The organism is Nocardioides pymetrozini (genome assembly GCF_046058985.1).
Lineage (GTDB): Bacteria > Actinomycetota > Actinomycetes > Propionibacteriales > Nocardioidaceae > Nocardioides.
In genome coordinates this window covers 3,390,005-3,412,198 of the sequence record NZ_CP175556.1, presented here as the reverse complement: position 1 = coordinate 3,412,198, position 22,194 = coordinate 3,390,005, and the positions used below count along the sequence as shown (strand labels likewise).

General features: G+C 72.9%; 17 protein-coding genes. 8 read left to right on the top strand and 9 right to left on the bottom strand.

What is annotated here, in order from left to right; all coding sequences use genetic code 11:
• The first annotated feature begins 174 nt into the window (after window positions 1-174).
• The gene (locus ACJ5H2_RS16680; protein ID WP_408896554.1) at window positions 175-2,469 is read left to right on the top strand and encodes an FdhF/YdeP family oxidoreductase; all 2,295 of its coding nucleotides are present in this window, start codon (window positions 175-177) and stop codon (window positions 2,467-2,469) included.
• A 21-nt stretch (window positions 2,470-2,490) separates the two neighbouring features.
• Here ACJ5H2_RS16680 and ACJ5H2_RS16675 read toward each other — a convergent pair whose 3' ends face one another.
• Both ACJ5H2_RS16675 and ACJ5H2_RS16670 read right to left on the bottom strand, forming a co-directional pair.
• Entirely contained in the window at window positions 2,491-3,393 is a 903-nt protein-coding gene (locus ACJ5H2_RS16675; RefSeq protein WP_408896553.1) for a LysR family transcriptional regulator, read from the bottom strand.
• Between the two features lie 51 nt (window positions 3,394-3,444).
• Entirely contained in the window at window positions 3,445-4,494 is a 1,050-nt protein-coding gene (locus ACJ5H2_RS16670) for a glycosyltransferase (RefSeq protein ID WP_408896552.1), read from the bottom strand.
• A gap of 106 nt (window positions 4,495-4,600) precedes the next feature.
• Here ACJ5H2_RS16670 and ACJ5H2_RS16665 point away from each other — a divergent pair, with 106 nt between their 5' ends.
• From ACJ5H2_RS16665 to ACJ5H2_RS16645, 5 genes are all read left to right on the top strand, one after another.
• Window positions 4,601-4,981, top strand: a complete 381-nt coding sequence (locus ACJ5H2_RS16665; protein ID WP_408896551.1) for a glyoxalase superfamily protein — start codon at window positions 4,601-4,603, stop codon at window positions 4,979-4,981.
• A gap of 133 nt (window positions 4,982-5,114) precedes the next feature.
• A complete protein-coding gene (locus ACJ5H2_RS16660) occupies window positions 5,115-6,848 on the top strand; it encodes a methylmalonyl-CoA mutase family protein (protein WP_408896550.1) in 1,734 nt (577 codons plus the stop codon).
• The gene (gene scpA, locus ACJ5H2_RS16655) at window positions 6,845-9,016 is read left to right on the top strand and encodes a methylmalonyl-CoA mutase (protein WP_408896549.1); all 2,172 of its coding nucleotides are present in this window, start codon (window positions 6,845-6,847) and stop codon (window positions 9,014-9,016) included. The genes ACJ5H2_RS16660 and scpA overlap by 4 nt, the downstream gene beginning before the upstream one ends.
• Entirely contained in the window at window positions 9,016-10,011 is a 996-nt protein-coding gene (gene meaB / locus ACJ5H2_RS16650; RefSeq protein ID WP_408896548.1) for a methylmalonyl Co-A mutase-associated GTPase MeaB, read from the top strand. Before scpA ends, meaB begins: the two co-directional genes overlap by 1 nt.
• An 88-nt stretch (window positions 10,012-10,099) precedes the next feature.
• Window positions 10,100-11,311, top strand: coding sequence for an amidohydrolase (locus tag ACJ5H2_RS16645; protein ID WP_408896547.1), 1,212 nt, complete (start codon window positions 10,100-10,102; stop codon window positions 11,309-11,311).
• A 12-nt stretch (window positions 11,312-11,323) separates the two neighbouring features.
• Here ACJ5H2_RS16645 and ACJ5H2_RS16640 read toward each other — a convergent pair whose 3' ends face one another.
• From ACJ5H2_RS16640 to ACJ5H2_RS16625, 4 genes are all read right to left on the bottom strand, one after another.
• The gene (locus tag ACJ5H2_RS16640; protein WP_408896546.1) at window positions 11,324-12,616 is read right to left on the bottom strand and encodes an ABC transporter permease; all 1,293 of its coding nucleotides are present in this window, start codon (window positions 12,614-12,616) and stop codon (window positions 11,324-11,326) included.
• Window positions 12,613-13,830 carry an ABC transporter permease gene (locus tag ACJ5H2_RS16635; protein WP_408896545.1) on the bottom strand — a complete coding sequence of 406 codons (1,218 nt, stop codon included), beginning with the start codon at window positions 13,828-13,830 and terminating at the stop codon, window positions 12,613-12,615. The genes ACJ5H2_RS16640 and ACJ5H2_RS16635 overlap by 4 nt, the downstream gene beginning before the upstream one ends.
• Window positions 13,827-15,341 carry an ABC transporter ATP-binding protein gene (locus ACJ5H2_RS16630; protein WP_408896543.1) on the bottom strand — a complete coding sequence of 505 codons (1,515 nt, stop codon included), beginning with the start codon at window positions 15,339-15,341 and terminating at the stop codon, window positions 13,827-13,829. The genes ACJ5H2_RS16635 and ACJ5H2_RS16630 overlap by 4 nt, the downstream gene beginning before the upstream one ends.
• Before the next feature lie 151 nt (window positions 15,342-15,492).
• On the bottom strand, window positions 15,493-16,596 hold the full coding sequence (locus ACJ5H2_RS16625) for a BMP family protein (RefSeq protein WP_408896542.1): 1,104 nt from the start codon (window positions 16,594-16,596) through the stop codon (window positions 15,493-15,495).
• A 196-nt stretch (window positions 16,597-16,792) separates the two neighbouring features.
• Here ACJ5H2_RS16625 and ACJ5H2_RS16620 point away from each other — a divergent pair, with 196 nt between their 5' ends.
• Window positions 16,793-17,206, top strand: a complete 414-nt coding sequence (locus tag ACJ5H2_RS16620) for a cytidine deaminase (protein WP_408896541.1) — start codon at window positions 16,793-16,795, stop codon at window positions 17,204-17,206.
• The gene (locus ACJ5H2_RS16615; RefSeq protein WP_408896540.1) at window positions 17,203-18,513 is read left to right on the top strand and encodes a thymidine phosphorylase; all 1,311 of its coding nucleotides are present in this window, start codon (window positions 17,203-17,205) and stop codon (window positions 18,511-18,513) included. The genes ACJ5H2_RS16620 and ACJ5H2_RS16615 overlap by 4 nt, the downstream gene beginning before the upstream one ends.
• 3 nt (window positions 18,514-18,516) lie before the next feature.
• Here ACJ5H2_RS16615 and ACJ5H2_RS16610 read toward each other — a convergent pair whose 3' ends face one another.
• From ACJ5H2_RS16610 to ACJ5H2_RS16600, 3 genes are read right to left on the bottom strand one after another with little or no spacing between them, the layout of a single operon-like run.
• Entirely contained in the window at window positions 18,517-19,938 is a 1,422-nt protein-coding gene (locus tag ACJ5H2_RS16610) for a DUF1116 domain-containing protein (protein ID WP_408896539.1), read from the bottom strand.
• Window positions 19,935-21,419, bottom strand: coding sequence for an FdrA family protein (locus ACJ5H2_RS16605; protein WP_408896538.1), 1,485 nt, complete (start codon window positions 21,417-21,419; stop codon window positions 19,935-19,937). The genes ACJ5H2_RS16610 and ACJ5H2_RS16605 overlap by 4 nt, the downstream gene beginning before the upstream one ends.
• A complete protein-coding gene (locus tag ACJ5H2_RS16600) occupies window positions 21,416-22,183 on the bottom strand; it encodes a DUF2877 domain-containing protein (RefSeq protein ID WP_408896537.1) in 768 nt (255 codons plus the stop codon). The genes ACJ5H2_RS16605 and ACJ5H2_RS16600 overlap by 4 nt, the downstream gene beginning before the upstream one ends.
• Between the last annotated feature and the right edge of the window lie 11 nt (window positions 22,184-22,194).

Sequence of the window (22,194 nt, the reverse complement as noted above, 5' to 3'; positions counted from 1 at the left end):
CTACTCCCGCTACCGGCCGGTAGGTGACCGGGATCATGTGAGATACGCACGTAAGGCAAGCCTTACTCCCCGTATCGCCCGGCTCGCGATCGCGATGACCATGATCGACGATGCTTATCAAGCGATGGATGAGCGATGTTTGACGCGTCCTCGCGGGCGCGAGACCCTGCCAGGGTGAGTACGACGCGGCGTGACCGGGACCCGGAGGACGACCTCGAGGTGAGCGCGCCGAAGAAGTACGCCGCGGGCGTGCCCGCCGTCGCGCACGCGATGGAGTACTCGCTGGCCCAGGCCGGCCCGAAGCGCACCATGCTCACCCTGCTCAGCCTCAACCAGGCGGACGGGATCGACTGCCCCGGCTGCGCCTGGCCCGACCCGAAGCACCGGCACACGAACGAGTACTGCGAGAACGGCGCGAAGCACGTCAACGATGAGGCGACCACGCGCCGAGTCACCCGCGCCTTCTTCGCCGAGCACTCGGTGGCCGAGCTCGACAGCCGCTCGGACATGTGGCTCAACCAGCAGGGACGGCTGACGGAGCCCATGGTCAAGCGTCCCGGCGGGACCCACTACGAGCCGATCGGCTGGGACGAGGCGCTCGGCCTCGTGGCCGACGAGCTCAACGGCCTGGCCTCACCGCACGAGGCGATGTTCTACACCTCGGGCCGGGTCAGCAACGAGGCCGCCTTCCTGCTCCAGCTGTTCGTCCGCGCCTTCGGCACCAACAACCTGCCCGACTGCTCGAACATGTGCCACGAGTCCAGCGGCTCCGGGCTGGGGGAGACCCTCGGCATCGGCAAGGGCAGCGTGTCCCTCGACGACATCCACGAGTCCGACCTGGTCTTCGTCGTCGGCCAGAACCCGGGCACCAACCATCCCCGCATGCTGTCGGCGCTGGAGCAGACCAAGCGCAACGGCGGCCGCGTGATCGCGGTCAACCCGCTGCCCGAGGCCGGCCTCATCCGGTTCAAGAACCCGCAGAAGCCGAGCGGTGTGATCGGCAAGGGCACCGTGATCGCGGACCTCTTCCTGAAGATCCGGCCGGGCGGCGACCTGGCGCTCTTCCAGATGCTCAACAAGCTCCTGCTCGAGGCGGAGGACGGCGCTCCGGGCACCGTCCTGGACCACGACTTCATCGCCACGCACACCACCGGGTACGACGACTTCGCCGCCCACGCCCGCACGGTGGCCTGGGAGCACGTGCTCCAGGCGACCGGGCTGACCCGCGAGGAGATCGAGGCCGCCCACCGCGAGGTGCTGGGCGCCAAGCGGATCATCGTGTGCTGGGCGATGGGCCTGACCCAGCACCGGCACGGCGTCCCGACGATCCGCGAGATCGCCAGCTTCCTGATGCTGCGCGGCAACATCGGCCGCCCGGGTGCCGGTGTGTGCCCGGTGCGCGGCCACAGCAACGTCCAGGGCGACCGCACGATGGGGATCTGGGAGCGGGTGCCCGACGCGTTCCTCGACGCGCTCGCCGCGGAGTTCTCCTTCGAGCCTCCGCGTGACCACGGCTACGACTCGGTCGCCGGGGTGCGGGCGATGCGCGACGGCAAGGCCCGGGTGTTCGTCGGCGTCGCCGGGAACTTCGTGCGCGCGATGTCCGACAGTGCCGTCACCGAGGCCGCGCTGCGGTCCTGCTCGCTGACCGTGCAGGTCTCGACCAAGCTCAACCGCTCCCACACCGTCTGCGGCGAGACCGCGCTCATCCTCCCGACGCTGGGCCGCAGCGACCGAGACGTCCAGGCGAGCGGCGAGCAGTTCGTCACCGTCGAGGACTCGATGAGCGAGGTCCACCAGTCGCGTGGCCGCCTCGAGCCGGCCTCGCCCCACCTGCTGAGCGAGGTCGCGATCATCTGCCGGTTGGCCCGGCGCACCCTCGGACCCGGCGGCGCGATCCCCTGGGAGGACTTCGAGGCCGACTACGGCCTGATCCGCGACCGGATCGCCCGGGTCGTGCCGGGATTCGAGGACTTCAACGCGCGCGTCGCGGTGTCCGGAGGCTTCCGGCTGCCCAGCCCGGTCAACCAGGGCGTCTTCCCGACGCCGAGCGGCAAGGCCGTGTTCGTTCCCAACCGGCTGGACTGGATCGAGCCGCCCGCGGGCCATCTCGTCCTGCAGAGCCTGCGCTCGCACGACCAGTGGAACACCATCCCGTACGCCATGGACGACCGCTACCGCGGCATCCACGACGCGCGGCGGATCGTCATGGTCAACCCGTCCGACCTCGCCGAGCTCGGCATCGCCGACCGCGACCTGGTCGACATCGTGAGCGTCTGGACCGACGGCACCGAGCGGCGCGCCGAGGGCTTCCGGGTCGTCGCGTACCCGGCCGCGCGCGGCTCGGCCGCGTCGTACTACCCGGAGACGAACGTCCTGGTCCCACTCGACAGCGTCGCCGAGGTCAGCAACACGCCGACCTCGAAGGGCGTGATCGTGCGCCTGGAGCCCGCTGCCGCCGCACGGTGACCCGGGACGGGCGCGGGGTCGTCACGGAGACAGCAGCCGCGTGAGGTCGATGCCGCGGGCGGTGTCGACGAGCGCCCGGGCCAGGAGCGACTCCGGCCCGTGCCCGGCCAGGACGAGGCCGACCTGGTGGCTGCGCCGAGGCTTCGGCAGCGGGAGCGCCCGGATGCCGTCGGGTACGCCGAAGGCGGGCAGCCACGTGTGCGGGACGATGCTCGACAGTCCGAGTGCCGCGACGTGTGCGTAGATCGCCGAGACCGTGTCGGTCTCGACGACGACGCTCGGCTCGACCCCGGTGTCCGCCAGGTGGCCGTCGATGATCCGGCGGTTCTGCATGTCGGGCGTGAGCAGACACAGGGGAGCAGCCGCCGCCTCCGCCCAGGTCACGGTGTCGAGCCCGCCGAGCTCGCCTTCCTCGGGCGTCAGGAACAGGTAGCGCTCGCGGTAGAGCGGCACGACGCGCACCTTGCCGAGCGGCTCGCCGTCGACGTAGGTCATCCCGACGTCGACCTCGAAGTCGTTGAGCCGGCTCACGATCTCGCGTGACGACATCGACTGCAGCCGGTAGCGCACCAGCGGGTGCTGCTCGCGCAGGGGCGCGGTCAGCAGCGAGGCCACGCTGAGGGCGGTCGGGATCGCCCCGATCCGCAGCGTCCCCGAGAGCCCGCCGCGCATCTGCGCCAGGGTCTGGTCCAGCACGTCGCGCTCCGCGAGGATCCGCTGCGCCCACTGGAGCACCTGGAGACCCTCCGGGGTGAAGCCCTCGAAGCGCTGGCCGCGCCGCACGATCTGGACCCCGAGCTCGCCCTCGAGCTTGAGGATGCCGGCGGACAGGGCCGACTGCGTCACGTGGCAGGCCTGCGCGGCGCGGCCGAAGTGGCCCTCCCGCGACAGGGCGGCGAGATACTCCAACCGGCGCAGCAGCATGGGCGTTGCTTACCAGACGCAGCGCCGCGCCCCGCCGCGGCGCCCGGGGGGTCAGGCGACGACCGGCGCCGGAGCGGGGTACGCCGAGGCGACGAGCTCGTCGACCGCGTCGGCCCAGGTGCGGCGCAGCGCCCGCTCGCGCCCCGCCGCGCCCAGCAGCTGCCGGTGGGGGTCGGCGGCCACCGCGGCCACGGCGCGGGCCAGGTCGCGCGCCTCGGCCGGGTCGTAGAGCACGCCGGTCTCCAGATGGGCCACGACGTCGCGTGCGCCGCCCGCCCGCGGCGCCACGACCGGCACCCCGGACGCCCCGGCCTCGCGCAGGGCGTGGCAGTCCGTCTCGTGCTCGCCGGGGTGCACCAGCACGTCCAGGGTCGGCAGCGCGACGGTCAGGTCGCCCACCCCGAGCGGGCCGGTGAAGCGGGCGTTCGGCAGGCGTCGGGCCAGCCACTCGCGCTCCGGGCCGGCACCGACCACGACCGGGCGGATGCCGGGGATCTCGGCGAGGGCGGCGAGGCGTCGTACCCCGGCAGCCTTGTGCAGCCCGCCGACGTAGCCCACGACGACCTCGGGGCGGCCGGACCTGGCACGCGACCACGACTGGTGCAGCCACGGGTCGCGCAGGGTCGGGGTGAACGCGCGCGGGTCGACGCCCGGCTCCCACAGCGTGGCCTCGACGCCGAGCTCGGCGGCTCGGTCGACCATCCACGGCGCGGAGACCAGGACCCGGTCGGCACGCTCGGCGACCTTCGCGCGCCAGTAGTCGGCGGCGAGGTCGAGGACCGGCGACTGCTCCACCGCGAGGGTGGGTACGCCGGCGCGCGCGGCGTGCTTGAGCGCCTTGCGGCCGACGGCACGAGGCGAGTGGGCCTGCACCAGGTCGGGGGCGAAGCGCTCGATGGCGTCGCGCACCTGGGCGCCGGTCGGCTCGAGCGGGCGGACCCGCACCACGTCACACCCGCGGTAGCTGGCCAGGCCGGGGCCGGGAGCGATGATCCGCACCGCGTGGCCGCGGTCGACGAGGCGGTCCACCGTCGCCTTGAGCGTCGTGGTGGTGCTGTCGACGGCGGGGTAGAAGGACTCGGTCGCGAGCACGATCCTCATGGCACCAGGGTGGGCGGCGGGGATGGCGCGACCCGCGCGACCCGGTGACCGCCGGGTGAACGTTCGAGGACGTCGGGTGTCGGTGGTCGGGCCTAGGTTGGCGGGCATGGACATGAAGCTCGAGCTGGTGATGGTGCCCGTGACCGACGTCGACCGGGCCAAGGAGTTCTACGTGCGGGCCGGCTTCCATGCCGACCACGACCAGACGGTCAGCGACGAGATCCGGTTCGTGCAGCTGACGCCGCCGGGCTCGGGCTGCTCGATCGCGATCGGCAAGGGCCTGACCGAGATGGAGCCCGGCTCGCTCGACAACCTGCAGATGGTCGTCGCGGACGCCGACGCGAGCCACGCCGACCTGGTCGGGCGCGGCATCGAGGTGTCGCCGGTGGAGGAGCTCGCATGGGGGCGGTTCGTGCGCTTCGCCGACCCCGACGGCAACCGCTGGGCGCTCCAGCAGCTGCCCGACTGGGCCGGCCAGGGCGGCTGACCTCCCGCGACGCTTCCCGCGCCTCGTCGCGGCGACCAACCGGCCGCTTGGTGACCGCGTGGCTACCTCCAGGTAGCCGGACATATCTCACACCTCGGTAACAGGGCCGCTGTCACGGATAGTCTTGCCCCTTGTGACTGACTCGCCCCTGACGCTGGCGCAGCCCGAGGACGCGCACTCGCGCGCCGAGTGGGAGGCCGCCACCGCCGCCGTACTGCGCAAGACGCGCAAGCTCGGCGACAGCGACCCCGACAGCGCGGTGTGGGAGAAGCTCACCCGCACCACCCTCGACGGCATCGGCATCACGCCGCTCGGCCTGCCCGGCGGCCCGGCGACCGCCGTACGCCCGACCCGCGAGGGCGCCTGGGACATCCGCAGCCTGGTCTCCGACCCGGACGCCAAGCGCGCCAACGAGGCCGCGCTGGTCGACCTCGATGGCGGCGTCACGAGCCTGTGGCTCGCCGCGGACGAGGACACGGACGTGGCCGCGACCCTCGCCGGGGTGCTGCTCGACCTCGCGCCGGTGGTGCTGGACGCGCCGTCCGCCACGACCGCCGTCGCCGAGGCATTCCTGGCGCTTCCGGGTGCGAAGCACCCCGACAGCAACCTCGGCATCGACCCGCTCGGCGTCATGCTGCGCGACATCCCGCTCGCGGTCGACGAGGCCGTGGCCGAGCTCCAGACCCTGGCGCGCAAGGCGGACCAGCACGACATCCGCGCGATCGTCGTCGACGCCACCGCCGCCCACGACCTCGGCGCCAGCGACGCCCAGGAGCTGGGCTGGTCGATCGCCGTGGGCGTCGCCTACCTGCGCTGGCTGACCGACCACGGCCTCTCGGTCGAGGACGCGGCGCGCCAGGTCGAGTTCCGCTACGCCGCCACCGACGAGCAGTTCCCGACGATCGCCAAGCTGCGCGCGGCGCGGGTCCTGTGGGCGCGGGTGCTCGAGCTGAGCGGTGCGGCCGAGCCCGTCGCCCAGCGCCAGCACGCCGTGACCAGCCGCCCGATGCTGAGCAAGTACGACCCCTACGTCAACATGCTGCGCGGCACCGTCGCGGCCTTCGCCGCCGGTGTGGGCGGCGCCGACGCCGTCACCGTGCTGCCCTTCGACAGCGCGAACGGCCGGCCCGAGGGCTTCGGCCGCCGGATCGCCCGCAACGTCAACCACCTGCTCATCGACGAGTCGCACGTCGCGGCGGTCGCCGACCCCGCCGGCGGCGCGTACGCCGTCGAGCAGCTCACCGCCGACCTCGCCGCCGCCGGGTGGGCGGAGTTCCAGCTGCTCGAGGGCGAGTGGGAGGGCGGGCACGACTTCGACCCCTTCCGCTCCCGGATCGCGGCCGTCGTCGAGCGGCGTGAGGCCGACGTCGCGCGCCGCAAGCGACCGCTGACCGGGCTCAGCGAGTTCCCGAACCTCGCCGAGACGCTGCCTGAGCGGGCCGCGGACCCCCTCAACGACCGGGTCCGCCGGTACGGCGCGTCCTTCGAGGCGCTGCGCGACGAGCCGGCCGCGACGCCGGTGTTCCTCGCCACGCTGGGCACCATCGCCCAGCACACCGCGCGCGCCACCTTCGTGAGCAACCTGCTCGCCGCCGGCGGCATCGCGGTCGAGGCGGCGGGCCCCACGGCGGGCGTCGAGGACCTGGTCGCGGCGTACCGCTCGGCGGGCGCCGGGCCCGTCGTCTGCCTCGCCGGCACCGACACGGCCTACGACGAGTGGGGTGAGGCGGCCGCCGCCGCACTGCGCGAGGCGGGCGCTCGACACCTGATCATCGCGGGCAAGGCGACCGACTACGTCGACGACAGCGCGGCGATGGGCGTCGACGCCCTCGCCTTCCTGACCCGGACGAGGGAGAAGCTGGCATGACCATCCCCAAGAGCTTCGCGGGCCTGCCGCTCGCGTCCGACGGCGTCGAGGATCGCGCGCTCGCGCCCCAGCCGGCGGACGCCGCGAGCTGGAGGAGCCCGGAGGGCATCGACATCAAGCCGTCGTACGGTCCGGAGGACCTCGCCGGTCTCGACGCGCTCGACACCTACCCGGGCCTCAGCCCCTTCCTGCGCGGGCCCTACCCGACGATGTACACGACCCAGCCGTGGACGATCCGCCAGTACGCCGGGTTCTCCACCGCCGAGGAGTCCAACGCCTTCTACCGCCGCAACCTCGCGGCCGGGCAGAAGGGGCTGTCGGTCGCCTTCGACCTCGCGACCCACCGCGGCTACGACTCCGACCACCCGCGGGTGCGCGGCGACGTCGGCATGGCCGGGGTGGCCATCGACTCGATCTACGACACCCGCACCCTGTTCGACGGCATCCCGCTCGACCAGATGTCGGTGTCGATGACGATGAACGGCGCGGTGCTGCCGGTGCTCGCGCTGTACATCGCCGCGGCCGAGGAGCAGGGGGTGAAGCCGGAGCAGCTCTCGGGGACCATCCAGAACGACATCCTCAAGGAGTTCATGGTCCGCAACACCTACATCTACCCGCCGGCGCCGAGCATGCGGATCATCTCGGACATCTTCGCCTTCACCAGCCAGCGGATGCCGCGGTTCAACTCGATCTCGATCTCCGGCTACCACATGCAGGAGGCGGGGGCGACCGCCGACCTCGAGCTGGCGTACACGCTGGCCGACGGCGTCGAGTACATCCGCGCGGGCCTCGAGTCCGGACTCACCATCGACCAGTTCGCGCCGCGGCTGTCCTTCTTCTGGGCGATCGGCATGAACTTCTACATGGAGGTCGCCAAGATGCGCGCGGCGCGGGCCCTGTGGAGCCGGCTGGTGCGCCAGTTCGACCCGCAGAACCCGAAGTCGCTCTCGCTGCGTACCCACTCGCAGACCTCGGGCTGGTCATTGACCGCACAGGACGTCTTCAACAACGTCGGCCGCACCTGCATCGAGGCGATGGCGGCGACCCAGGGCCACACCCAGTCGCTGCACACGAACGCGCTGGACGAGGCGATCGCGCTGCCGACCGACTTCTCCGCCCGGATCGCCCGCAACACCCAGCTGCTGCTGCAGCAGGAGAGCGGGACGACGTACTCGATCGACCCGTGGGCCGGCTCCTACTACGTGGAGAGGCTGACCCACGACCTCGCGGAGCGCGCCTGGGCGCACATCCAGGAGGCGGAGGCCGCCGGCGGCATGGCCGCGGCGATCGAGCAGGGCATCCCGAAGATGCGCATCGAGGAGGCGGCCGCCCGCACCCAGGCGCGGATCGACTCCGGCGCGCAGAAGGTCATCGGCGTCAACACCTTCCGGCTGCCGGCCGAGGACCCGCTCGAGGTCCTCAAGGTCGACAACGACGAGGTCTACCGCCAGCAGGTCGCCAAGCTGGAGCGGCTGCGCGCCGAGCGGGACCAGGCCGACGTCGACGCCGCCCTCGAGGCGCTCACCCGCTCGGCCGACACCGGGGACGGCAACCTGCTCGACCTCGCCGTGGGCGCCGCCCGGGTCAAGGCGACCGTGGGCGAGATCTCCGACGCGCTGGAGAAGGTCTACGGCCGCCACCAGGCGGTGATCCGTACGATCAGCGGCGTGTACCGCGACGAGGCCGGCCTGGCCAACGACGGCGAGGGCGACACCCTCGTCGCGCAGGCGCGCGCCGCCACCGACGAGTTCGCCGAGGCCGAGGGCCGCCGCCCGCGCATTTTGGTCGCCAAGATGGGCCAGGACGGCCACGACCGCGGCCAGAAGGTCGTCGTGTCGGCGTTCGCCGACCTCGGGTTCGACGTCGACGTGGGCCCGCTGTTCTCCACGCCCGAGGAGGTCGCGCAGCAGGCGATCGACGCCGACGTGCACATCGTCGGTGTCTCGTCGCTCGCCGCCGGCCACCTCACCCTGCTGCCGGCGCTCAAGAAGGCGCTGGCGGAGCAGGGCCGTGACGACATCATGGTCGTCATCGGAGGCGTGATCCCGCCCGACGACGTCCCCACCCTCAAGGAGATGGGCGCCGCGGCGGTCTTCCTCCCCGGCACCGTGATCGCGGAGTCCGCGCTCGACCTGCTGGCGAGGCTGCGCGAGTCGCTCGGCCACTGATGGCGGGCATGCGGGTCGACGACCTGCTCGAGGGGCTGCGGGCCGGTCACCGCGCCACGATGGCGCGCGCGATCACGCTGGTCGAGTCGACCGCGCCCCGGCACCGGGAGACGGCCCGCGAGCTCCTGCTCGCGCTGGCCGTGGACGCCCCGTCGCGCGCGCCCGCGGTCCGGGTCGGCATCTCCGGCGTCCCCGGCGTCGGCAAGTCGACGTTCATCGAGTCGCTCGGCGGCCGGCTCACGGCCGCGGGGCACAAGGTCGGTGTGCTGGCCGTCGACCCGTCCTCGGTGCGCACCGGCGGATCGGTGCTCGGCGACAAGACCCGGATGGCCACCCTGTCCGCCGACCCGAACGCGTTCATCCGGCCCTCCCCGTCGGCCGGCACCCTCGGCGGCGTCGCCCGCGCCACCACCCAGGCCATGGCCGTCCTCGAGGCGGCCGGGTACGACGTCGTGCTGGTCGAGACCGTCGGCGTCGGACAGTCCGAGGTGACCGTCTCCGGCATGGTCGACACCTTCCTGTTCCTCACCCTGGCCCGCACGGGCGACCAGCTGCAGGGCATCAAGAAGGGCATCTTGGAGATCGCCGACGTGATCGCGGTCAACAAGGCCGACCCCGACGACCCGGCGCGGGAGCAGGAGGCGCGCAGCGCCGCCCGTGAGCTGGCCGGGGCGCTGCGCCTGGTCCGGGGACACGCCGAGTGGGCACCGCCCGTGGTCACCTGCTCCGGCCTGACCGGGGCGAAGGTCGACGAGGTCTGGGAGCAGGTCCTCCGCCATCGCGAGCATCTCGGCGACACCGGCATCGCACGCAAGCGGGCCGAGCAGCAGCTGGACTTCACCTGGGCGCTGGTGCGCGACGAGCTGGACCAGCGGCTGCGGCACAGCGCCGGGGTCCGGGCGGTGCAGGCCGAGATCCGGGCCGCTCTGCTCGCCGGCGAGCTGACCGCTCCGCTCGCCGCGGACCGGCTCCTCGCGGCGTACGACGCCGACTGACGCCGACTGACGCCGACTGACGCCGACTGACTCCGACTGACTCCGAGCGGTGGACGGGCGCACCAGGGCGTGGGCGTAGGTTTGTCCTGTGGTGGAACGTCCTGAGACACGCGACCTGCTGGGCCTGGTCGCCGCCGTCGTCGAGAAGCACGACGACGAGCTGGTCGAGCTCCGCCGTGACCTGCACCGGCACCCGGAGGTGTCGTGGCACGAGCAGCGCACCTCCGACCGCGTCGTGGAGCATCTCGAGCGGCACGGCTGGCGAGTCAGCCGGATGCCGCGCAGCGGCGTCATCGCCGACCTCGGCGAGGACGGACCGACCGTCGCCCTGCGTGCCGATCTCGACGCCCTGCCGGTCGCCGACCTCACCACCGACCCCTGGGCCAGCAGCGTCCCGGGCGTCGCCCACGCCTGCGGCCACGACGTGCACACCGCCGCCCTGGTGGGTGCCGGGCACGCGCTCGGCGAGCTGCACGCCCGTGGCCTGCTCCGCGGTCGCGTGCGCCTGCTCTTCCAGCCGGCCGAGGAGGTCATGCCGGGCGGCGCGCGGCACCTGATCAACCACGGAGCCCTCGAGGGCGTCGACCGCATCTTCGCGCTGCACTGCGACCCGTCGGTCGACGTGGGCGCCGTCGGCCTCCGGGCCGGCGCGATCACCAGCGCCGCCGACCGGATCGACGTACGGCTCGAGGGGAGCGGCGGCCACACGTCGCGCCCGCACCTCACCGGCGACCTGACCTTCGCGCTGGCGAAGATCACCAGCGAGCTTCCCGCCGTGCTGAGCCGCCGGATGGACCCGCGCGCGGGGGTGAGCGTGGTGTGGGGCATGCTGCGTGCCGGCTCCGCCGCCAACGTGATCCCCGACCGCGGCGTGGCCAGCGGTACGGTCCGCATCCTCGACGCGGAGGCCTGGGCCTCCTGCGAGCCCGTGGTGCGCGAGGCGATCCTCGACATCGTGCGGCCCTACGGCGTCACCGCCTTCGTCGACTACCTCCAAGGCGTCCCGCCCGTGGTCAACGACCGGGTCAGCGTCGCGATGATCGCCTCGACCGCCGACGAGCTGCTCGGGCTGCACCATCGCACCGAGGTCGAGCAGAGCCTCGGGGGAGAGGACTTCGGCTGGTATCTCGCCCAGGTCCCCGGCGCGATGTTCCGGCTCGGCACCCGGAGTCCCGGCGGCCCCACCTTCGACCTGCACCAGGGCGACCTCGAGGTCGACGAGGCCGCGATCGGCTATGGCGCCCGGATGCTCGCCGGCGTCGCGGTGAGGGCGATCGACGACGGGCTGGCCGGCTCGTAGGCGGGGCCCCGCTCACCCCTTGCGGTACGGCACCCCGTCCGCGGCAGGAGCCCGGGAGGCGCCGACCAGGCCGGCGACGGCGATGATGGTGACCACGTAGGGCAGCATCAGCATGAACTGGCTGGGCACGGGCGAGCCGAGGACCGAGAGCACCCCGGACAGGTTCGTCGCGAAGCCGAACAGCAGCGCCGCCAGGGTCGCGCGCACGGGGTCCCAGCGGCCGAAGATCACGGCGGCGAGCGCGATGTAGCCCGCGCCGTCGGTCATCTCCTCGCCGAACTGCGGCACCGAGACCAGGGTGTACGTCGCGCCGCCGGCGCCGGCGATCAGGCCGGCGATGAGCAGCGTGGTGTAGCGCGTCCGGTTGACCTTGATGCCCACCGTGTCGGCGGCCTTGGGGTGCTCGCCGACGGCGCGCACGCGCAGGCCCCACTTGGTGCGGTACAGCGCCCAGGCCACGACGGCGACGGCGACGTACATCAGGTAGACGAGGATGGTCTGCCGGAACAGCACGGGACCGATCACCGGGATCTGGCCGAGCAGCGGGATCGGGATCCGCTCGAAGTGGTCGGGAGCGTTGAGCTCGGCCGGATGCTCGGCGAGCACCTGGCCGAACAGGAAGCTGGTCAGCCCGATCACCAGGACGTTGAGGACGACGCCGACGATCACCTGGTCGACGAAGTAGGTGATCGCGAAGAAGCCGAGCACCAGCGCGACCAGGCCGCCGGCGAGCATCGCGGCGACCAGGCCGCCCCACGGGGAGCCGACCACGGTGCCGAAGACGGCCGCGGCGAAGGCACCGAACAGCAGCTGGCCGTCGATCGCGATGTTGACGACGCCCGCCCGCTCGCCGAGGACGCCGCCGAGGGCGCCGAAGACCAGGGGTACGGCGAGCGCGATCGAGCCGCCCAGCAGGCCGATGACGGGCACCGTCTTGCCGGCCGCGGCCCACGCGAGGAAGCCGACCATGGCGACCACGGCGAAGACCGCGACCAGCCACAGCGGCGTACGCCGGCCGCGGCTCACCAGCAGCGCCGAGGCCGCCGTGCAGGCGGCGAGCAGCACGACGACGGTGGCGACGGTGGCGGTCGAGGGGACCGTGACCTCGGGCAGGTCGAAGAAGTCCGTGTCCACGGCGAGCCGGAAGGTCGTCTTGCCGGCGCGCGCCTTGAGGGCGACGAGGAGCGCGACGAGCAGGGTGACGACACCCAGCATGACCGGCGCCTTGACCGCGGTGCGCAGCGGGACGGCGTCGGGCTCGGCCGACTCGTCGATCGGGACCGGCATCTTGGCGGTGGTGCTCATGCCGTCGCCTCCTTCGGCAGCCGGAAGATCGCTCGCACCAGTGGGGGCGCGGCGATGAACAGGACGATCAGCGACTGGATCACCAGCACGATCTCGACGGGGATGCCCTCGGCGGCGGCCATCGAGAAGCTGCCCGCCTTGAGGGCGCCGAAGAGCAGACCGGCCGCCAAGATGCCCAGCGGGCGGGAGCGGCCGAGCAGCGCGACGGTGATGGCGTCGAAGCCGATGCCCGCGTCGAGGTCCACGGTCACCCCGCTGGTGGCGGTGCCGAGGATCTGGTTGACGCCCGCGAGACCGACGAGACCGCCGGCGATGAGCATGACGGTGATGTAGGTCCGGCCGACGTCGATGCCCGACGCCCGCGCGGCCTCGGGGTTCTCGCCGACGGCACGGAAGCGGAAGCCGATCGCGGACTTGTTGAGCAGCCACCACACGACGCCGACGGCGACCAGCGCGATCAGGAAGCCGAGGTGGAGGTTGAACCGCTCGCCCAGCAGCTTGGGCATGATCACCGACTCGGGCATCGGCTGCGACTTCGGGTTCAGCGACCCCGGCGCCTGGAGCAGGCCCTGCTTCGACAGGACGTAGAACACCAGGTAGTAGCCGACGTAGTTGAGCATGATCGTGACGATCACCTCGTGGGCGCCGCTCTTCGCCTTGAGCAGTCCGGCGAGGCCGGCCCAGAGGGCGCCGGCGAGGGCGCCGGCCAGCACGGCGAGGGGGAGGTGCAGCGCCATCGGCAGGTCCATGCCGACGCCGACCCAGCCGGCGGCGGCGCCGGCGAGCAGCATCTGGCCGCGCCCGCCGATGTTGAAGAGCCCGGCGCGGAACGCCAGGCCGACGCCCAGGCCCGCGAGGGTCAGCGGCGCGGCGTACTTCAGCGTCTCGGTGAGGGGCCGGATCCGGGTCTCGAAGCCGTCGACGTTCGTGTTGTAGATCGCACCGTTGAACAGCGCGGTGTAGGCGTCCGAGATCGACGTCCACACCGCGTCGAAGAAGTCGCTGGGCCGGGCTCCGATGTAGCCGGCGGTCTCGCGGACGGTCTCGTCGGTGAGCAGGATCATCAGCGACCCGACGACGACGGCGAGCACCACCGACAGGAACGCGACGAGCGCGTTGCCCATGACGATCTCGCGCAGGACGCCGTCGAAGCGGCCGGGCTCCCGCGGCTGCTCCTCGGCGGGGGCGGGCTGGGTCTGGTCGTTGGTGCTCACGCGGCCGTCCCTTCGGGGCGCTCGCCGGCCATCATCAGGCCGAGGGTCTCGCGGGGCGTGTCCGCGGGCACGATGCCCACCACCTGCCCGCGGTAGAGGACCATGATCCGGTCCGAGAGGGCGACGATCTCGTCCAGCTCGGTGGAGACGAGCAGCACGGGTACGCCGGCATCCCGCGTCGCCACGATCTGCTTGTGGATGAACTCGATGGAGCCCACGTCGACGCCGCGGGTCGGCTGCGCGGCGACCAGCAGGCTCAGGTCGCGCGAGAGCTCGCGGGCGACCACCACCTTCTGCTGGTTGCCGCCCGAGAGCTGGCTGGCCTTGGCCTGGATGCCGGACGCGCGGACGTCGTACTCGACGAGCTTCTCCTGGGCGAACTCCTCCAGGAAGCCCCGGCGGACGGTGCCGGCGGACACGAACGGCTTGCCGTGGCTGCGGTTGAGCATCAGGTTCTCGGCGATCGTGAACCCACCGACCAGGCCGTCGACCTGGCGGTCCTCGGGGACGAAGCCGACGCCGGCGTCGAGCACCTTGCGCACCGAGCGACCGACCAGCTCGCGCTCCCCGAGCCGGATCGAGCCGCGCACGTGGCGCTGCAGGCCCATGATCGCCTCGGTGAGCTCGGTCTGCCCGTTGCCCTGCACGCCCGCCACGCCCAGCACCTCGCCGCGCGCGATGGAGAAGCTGATGCCGTCGAGATGCGTGTGCCCGGTGTCGTCGAGGACCCGCAGGTCGCGGACCACCAAGGCGTCGGGACCGGGCTCGGCGGGCTCCTTGTGCACCGTGAGCTCGACCGGCCGGCCCACCATGAGGGCGGCGAGCTCGGCGTTGGTCGCGGTCGGGCTGGCCTCGCCGACGACCGCGCCGCGGCGGATGACGGTGATCCGGTCGGCGATGGCGCGGACCTCCCGCAGCTTGTGGCTGATGAAGACGATCGCGGTGCCCGACGCGCGGAGCTGGCGCATGATCTCCATCAGCTCGTCGGTCTCCTGCGGGGTGAGCACTGCGGTCGGCTCGTCGAAGACGAGGATGCGCGCGTCGCGGGAGAGGGCCTTGATGATCTCGACGCGCTGCTGGACGCCGACGGGCAGGGTCTCGACCAGGGCGTCGGGGTCCACGTCGAACCCGAACCGCTGGGAGATCTCACGCACCCGCGCGCGGGCGGCGTCGAGGTCGAGCGTGCCGGCGAAGCCGGTCGCCTCGTTGCCGAGCATGACGTTCTCGGCGACCGTGAAGACGGGGACCAGCATGAAGTGCTGGTGGACCATGCCGATGCCGGCCGCCATGGCGTCGCCCGGGCCCGTCATCCGCAGCGGCTCGCCGTCGAGGAGGATCTCGCCCTCGTCCGCCTGGTAGAGCCCGTAGAGGACGTTCATCAGCGTGGACTTGCCGGCGCCGTTCTCACCGAGGAGCGCGTGGATCTCGCCCTCGTCGACGGTGAGGGAGATCCGGTCGTTGGCGACCAGGGGGCCGAAGCGCTTGGTGATGCCCCGGAGTTCGAGCGTCATAGGGGGATCCTCTCGGAGCGGACGAGCAGAAGCCAGCAACGGCGCCGTGGACCGGTGTCCTCCGGCGCGGAACGCCTCCGGGGGAGGTCGGGGACCGACCTCCCCCGGAGGGGTGTGTCTCAGGCCTGCGGCGAGCGCAGGTCAGTCGACGTCACTGGTTGAGATAGGACTCCACCGGGATGCTGCCGTCGATGATGCCGGCCTTGACCTCGTCGAGCTCGGCCTGGAGCGTCTCGGAGACCTTCGACTCGAAGTTGTGGAACGGGGCGATCCCGACGCCGTCGTTCTCGAGCGTGCCGACGTACGGCGAGAAGTCGAGCTCGCCCTCGCCGGCCTGCACGACGGCCTCGGTGGTGGAGACCTTCATGTTCTTCAGGATCGACGTGAGCACCAGGTCCTGCGTGCTCGGGTCGGTCTCGTAGAAGTCGGCGTCGACGCCGATCAGGGCGACGTCCTTGCCGGAGTCCTTGATCGCGGTGATCGCGCCCTGGTAGATCGGGCCGCCGACCGGCAGGATCACGTCGGCGTTCTGGTCGAGGATCTGCTTGGCGGTGTTGGTCGCCTTCTCGTTGGCGTCGAAGCCGCCGGTGAAGACGCCCTTGTCGTTGCCCTCCCAGCCGACGAGCTTGACGTCCTTGCCCTTGGTCTTGGCGTAGTACTCGACGCCCTGCTTGAAGCCGTCCATGAAGATGGTGACGGTCGGGAACGGCATGCCGCCGTAGGTGCCGACGACGCCGGTCTTGGTGTAGTCCGCCGCGGCGTAGCCGGCGAGGAAGGCCGCCTGCGAGGTGTCGTAGAGGATCGGCTTGATGTTGGGCTGGTCGGCCTTGCCGTCGAAGGTCTCGCCGTCGTCGCCGCCGTCGGCCGCGTCGTCGATCAGGATGTACTCGATGTCGGGGTTGGCGGCCGCGGACTCCTTGGTCGCGGTGGCGAGCGCGAAGCCCACGGTGACGATGGCGTCACAGCCCTGGGCGACGAACTGCTCGAGCGCGCCGGCGTAGTCGTTCTCGTTCTTGGACTCGAACTCCTTGTACTCGGTGCCGAGCTCCTCCGCCGCGTCCTGGACGCCCTCGTAGCTGAGCTGGTTGAACGACTTGTCGTCGAAGCCGCCCGCGTCGGAGAGGATGCAGGGGAGGAAGTCGTTCTTCTCCGATGCGTTGTTGTCCTCGTCGGGGGCGTCGCCACAGGCGGCCAGGGCCGCGCTCGCCATGAGCGCCACGGCCGCGGCGGCCGTCGTCCTCTTCCAGGTCTTCACAGATGTCCTCCAGATCGACGCCCGGCTCCGAGCGGCAGGGCAGGAAATTGGTTCTGGTACTCGGGGTGCATCCTCACCCACGGACCGCGCGACGGGAAGCGCATTCGTCGAAACGGTTACCAACTTGGGACATTTCCGGCCGGGACGGCGGGCTGCGCAAGATCCTCGCGGGGCCGTCATCGTCTAGCGTGGCCGGATGGTCGACTGGGACTCCCTCACGCAGGCGGCGAACGAGATCGCCACGCGCGCCTATGCGCCGTACTCCGGCTATCGCGTGGGCGCCGCGGCGCTCGCCGACGACGGCCGGCTGGTCGTCGGCTGCAACGTCGAGAACGCCGCGTACGGCGTCACCCTGTGCGCCGAGTGCGGCCTGGTGTCGCAGCTGCACGCCACCGGTGGCGGCCGGCTGACCCACTTCGTGTGCGTCAACGGGGCGGGCGAGGTGATCATGCCGTGCGGGCGCTGCCGCCAGCTGCTGTGGGAGAACGGCGGGGCCGCGCTGGAGGTGCTCACGCCCGAGGGGGTGCTCGCGATGGACGCCGTGCTGCCGCAGGCCTTCGGCCCCGCGGACCTCGAGCGTGTGGCCACTCCTGGTACAAACGCACCGTGACCAGCCAGAGCGCCCCGTCGGGCCCCCAGCACGACGCCGTCGAGGTGATCCACGCCAAGCGTGACGGTGGAGCCCTCAGCACCAGCCAGATCGACTGGATGGTCGACGCCTACACCCGGGCCGCCGTCGCCGACGAGCAGATGTCGTCGCTGCTGATGGCGATCCTCCTCAACGGGATGGACCGGCGCGAGATCGCGGACTGGACGGCGGCGATGATCGCGTCGGGCGAGCGGATGGACTTCTCCTCGCTCTGGCGGCCCACGGCGGACAAGCACTCCACCGGGGGCGTCGGGGACAAGATCACCCTGCCGCTGGCGCCGCTCGTCGCGGCCTGCGGTGTCGCGGTGCCGCAGCTGTCCGGGCGCGGACTCGGCCACACCGGCGGGACCCTGGACAAGCTCGAGTCCATCCCGGGCTGGCGCGCGCAGCTCTCCAACGAGGAGATGCTGGCGCAGCTGGAGTCCGTCGGCGCGGTCATCTGCGCGGCCGGGGACGGCCTGGCGCCGGCCGACAAGAAGCTCTACGCCCTGCGCGACGTCACGGGGACCGTGGAGGCGATCCCGCTGATCGCCTCCTCCATCATGAGCAAGAAGATCGCCGAGGGCACCGGTGCCCTCGTCCTCGACGTGAAGGTCGGCAGCGGCGCGTTCATGAAGGACGTCGACCGGGCCCGTGAGCTCGCGGAGGTCATGGTCGCGCTCGGCACCGACGCCGGCGTGCGGACCGTCGCACTGCTCACCGACATGCAGACGCCGCTCGGGCGCACCGCCGGCAACGCGATCGAGGTCGCGGAGTCGGTGGAGGTGCTCGCCGGCGGGGGACCGGCCGACGTCGTGGAACTCACCCTCGCGCTGGCGCGCGAGATGCTCGCCGGCGCCGGGCGCGAGGACGTCGACCCCGCGGACCGTCTCGCGGACGGCTCCGCCATGGACGCCTGGCGGCGGATGGTCCAGGCCCAGGGCGGCGACCCGGACGCCGCCCTGCCCGTCGCCCGCGAGCAGCACGTCGTCATCGCGCCCGCGGACGGCGTGCTGACGCGTCTCGACGCCCTGTCCGTCGGCATCGCCGCCTGGCGCCTGGGCGCGGGCCGCGAGCGCAAGGAGGACCCGGTCCAGGCCGGCGCCGGCGTGGTCTGGCACGCCCGCCCGGGCGACACGGTGACGGCCGGGCAGCCGCTCTTCACCCTGCACACCGACACTCCCGAGCGCTTCGAGAGGGCGCTGGCCGCCCTGGAGGGTGGCTACGACATCGCTGCCCCCGGCACGGCGTACACGCCCGCGCCGCTGGTCATCGACCGCGTGGGCTGACGCTCAGCCGCCCGCGCGCTCCCGGGTACGCCGAGCCAGCTCGGCCAGCGCGGCCGGGAAGATCGACGCGGGCGGGGTGACCAGGCCGGCGCCGACCTGGCCGACGCCGGCGACCTTGCCCGCCATGCCGGTGTTGATCTGCGGCAGGACGCTGGTGCGGCACACGGCGGAGACGTCGATGCCGGTGGCGGCGCCGGCGAAGTCGAGGACCGGGATCGGCCAGCGGTTGTTCTCGCCGATCGTGATCTCGCGCATCCGGCGGCTGGTGGCCAGCGCGTCGGGCACGGTGCCGCCGACGAAGCGGACGATCGCGGGGGCCGCGGCCATCGCGAAGCCGCCGATGCCGGCCGTCTCGGTGATCGCCGAGTCGCCGATGTCGGGGTTGGCGTCGTCGGGGCCGTAGTCGCCGAGGAAGAGGCCGTCGGCGAGCTGCGCGGGTCCGGTGAACCATTGGTCGCCGGTGCCCGAGACCTGGATGCCGAAGTCCGTGCCGTTGCGGGCCATCGCGACGACCATGGTCGAGCCCGGGATGTCGCGGGCCGCGTCGAGCGCGAGCTTGCACGCCGGCATCGCCACGTTGAGGAAGAAGTGGTCGTTGCCGCCCATGAACGCGAACGCCTCGGCGACCTCCTCCGCCGAGCGCGACGAGCGCACGAGCGAGGGCGCCAGGTCGCGCAGCAGCATCAGCGTCCCTGCCCGGTTGCGGTTGTGGGCCTCGTCGCCCATCTGCAGCATCTGGCCGAGGATCGCCGTCGCGTCGACGGGGCCCGCGGCGGTGACCGCCTCGCCGAGGAGCGGGCCGAGGACGTCGCGCATCCAGCGCAGGCGGTCGAGCACCTCGGGGGAGTAGGCGCCGTACCGCAGCACCTTGCCCAGACCCTCGTTCAGCGAGCAGTAGGTGCGACGGCCGGTCGCCGGGTCCTCGAGGACGAACATCCACATCGACGGCGAGACCACGCCCGCCATCGGGCCGACGGCACTGCGGTGGTGGCAGGGCTCGAGAGAGACGTCCGTGCCGGCGGCGAAGAGCGCGGCGGCGTCCTCGGGGTCCTCGACGAGGCCCTCGAAGGCGGCGGCGCCCATGAGCGCGCCGCGCAGCGGACCGGAGGCCCGGTCCCAGGCGATGGGCGGTCCCGCGTGCAGGAACTGGCCCCTCTCGAGGCCGAGCAGCTCCGAGGCCGGCGCGACGCCGACGAGCATGGCCTGGACGTCGAGCATCCGGGAGACCGCGAGGGCGTTGGCGTCGCGGCGCAGCGGGTCGGCGGCGACGGTCGCCAGGTCCTCGGCGGTCCCGTCCATCGGCGGCTTCCAGTCGACCCGCGCGACGTCGACGGCCTGGGCCGCGACCGCGCTGGCGAACATGTCGGCACCGACGGCGGCGACGGAGGTGGGGGGCTGGCTGGGCAGGACGGGCGTGGCGGTCATCGGGCGCCTCCGGTGGCGGGGGTGGTGAGGGCAACCGCCCGGCGGGTGGCTGCGGCGTTGGACAGGTGGACCTCGGCACCGGCGGCGGCCAGCGCCTCGGCCTGACGGGTCAGGCCCTGCGGGTCGGTCGAGGTGCCGACGCAGGCGACGACGACGGGCACGTCGCGGGTCGCCCGGGCGGCGGCGATGGCGGGGGCCAGGCCGGCGGCGGGGTCGTCCTCGGCGCCGTGCCCCAGCACCACGTCCATCAAGATGACCGCGGTCTCCGGGTCCGCGGCGACCTTCGCCAGATGCTCGAGGCGCAGCGTCGGGTCGATCATCGGGTGGGCCCGGCCGCGGGTGAGGCCGTCGTCCCCGAAGTCGATCATCAGGTGGCCGGGGTCGAGCAGGCTCGTGCCCAGCGCGAGCTCGGGCGAGAGCGGGATGTTGCTGCGGATCGGGCCGAGCTCCTCGGCCGCCAGCAGCATCGCCTCGTCGCACAGCGTGCCGCCGACGAACAGCCCGCGCAGCGCGGCGCCGCCCGAGGCGCTGCGGACGGCGGGCGTGCCCCACGTCGGCCACTGCGGTACGGCGACGCCGAGGTCGCCGAGGAGCGCCTCGACCTGCGTGGTGAGGTCGGGCTGGCCGGCGCCGAGGAGCGCGAACCGGACCGGGGTGGAGAGGTCGGCGGCGTACTTCTCGACCGCCGCCGCGACCTCGGCGGCGGGCGGCTTGGAGACGACGACGATGTGCTCGACCGCCGGGTCGGCGTCGAGCCGGTCGAGGGCGGTCAGGGTGGAGATGCCGCCGATGGCCGCGGAGAGGTCGCGTCCGCCGACGCCGAGTGCTGCGGCGACGCCGACGCCCGCGGCGTCGAGGAGCGCGAGGATCTGCTGGCAGCCGGTCCCGGACGCCGCGACGACGCCGACGCTGCCGGGGCTGACCGTGTTGGCGAAGCCCAGTCCGACGCCGCCGACCACGGCGGTGCCGCAGTCGGGGCCCATCACGAGCAGGCCGCGGTCGCGAGCGATCCGCTTCATGGCCAGCTCCTGCTCGACGGGGACGTTGTCGCTGAAGACCATCACGTCGACGCCGGCGTCGAGGGCGTCCATCGCCTCGACCAGGGCCGAGGCGCCGGGCACCGAGACGAGCGCGAGGTCGCCGGCGGCGCGCCGCAGCGCGGAGGCGGTCGTGCGCGGCGGCTCGGTGACCTCGCCACCCGACGAGCCCTTGCGGGCGGCCGCCAGGGCCGCGTCGACCGCAGCGAGGGCGGCCGGCAGGGCCGCCTCGTCGTCGAGGCGCAGCGCCACGACCATGTCGTTGGAGCTGGCGGCGGGCAGCGTGAAGCCCATGCCCTGCAGGACCTCGACGTTCAGCTCGGTGGCCATCGCCACCTGGGCGGCGGCGACGCCCGGTGTGGCGGCGACGTCTCTGCTGACCTGCAGCAGCGCGACGCTGTCGGCGTACGCGCCGGGCCTGATCTCGACGTGCTCGACGGTCATCGAGTGCTCCCTTCAAGGGCTTCGTGGATGGGGGAATGGGTGAGCGCGAGGTGGGCGCCGAGGAGCATCCCGGCGCCGGAGGTGTGGCCGACGGCGAGCAGCGCGGCGACGGACGCCGCGTCGCCCGCCGCGAGCGCGGCGCGGAAGGGCGCGATGGCCTCGCCCTGGCCGGCGTGGCACAGCAGGGCCGCGGAGAGGGCGGTGGTGCGGTGGAGGCGGGCGCGGACCGCGTCGAGGACCGGGGTGGTGTCGCGGCCGGCGGCGCGCGCGGTCACCAGCCAGCCGGACAGGACGTCGTCGCCCACCGGCGTGAGCCCGTCGCCGCGTCCGAGGAGTCGGGGCACGGCGGCGGGGTCGCCGGCCGTGAGCCGGTCGAGCGCCCCGGCCGGGAGCTGGCCGCGGGCCGGTGCCAGGTCGGCGGGTACGGCGAGCAGCCGGCGGGCGGCGTCCGGGCCGAGCGGGGGCGTGGCGAACGCGACCAGCCGGTCGACGGTCACGCTCAGGCTCCCGGCGCGCAACGTCCCGCCACCCGCGGCGGCCGGGGCACCCGGCGCGAGGTCCGGCAGGGCCGGGAGGGTGGTGGCGACGGCGCACGGGACGTGCACGGCGCCCCGGGCGAGGATCCCGACGAGCCGGCCGCCGAGCTCGGCGTACACCGCGTGCCGGCCGGCATGCACGACGACACCGGCCACCGGCGGCCCGTCGAGCAGGGCACGCAGCGCCGGCGCACCGGCTCCCGCCACCCGCATCTCGACCCTTCGCACCTCTGGGACGC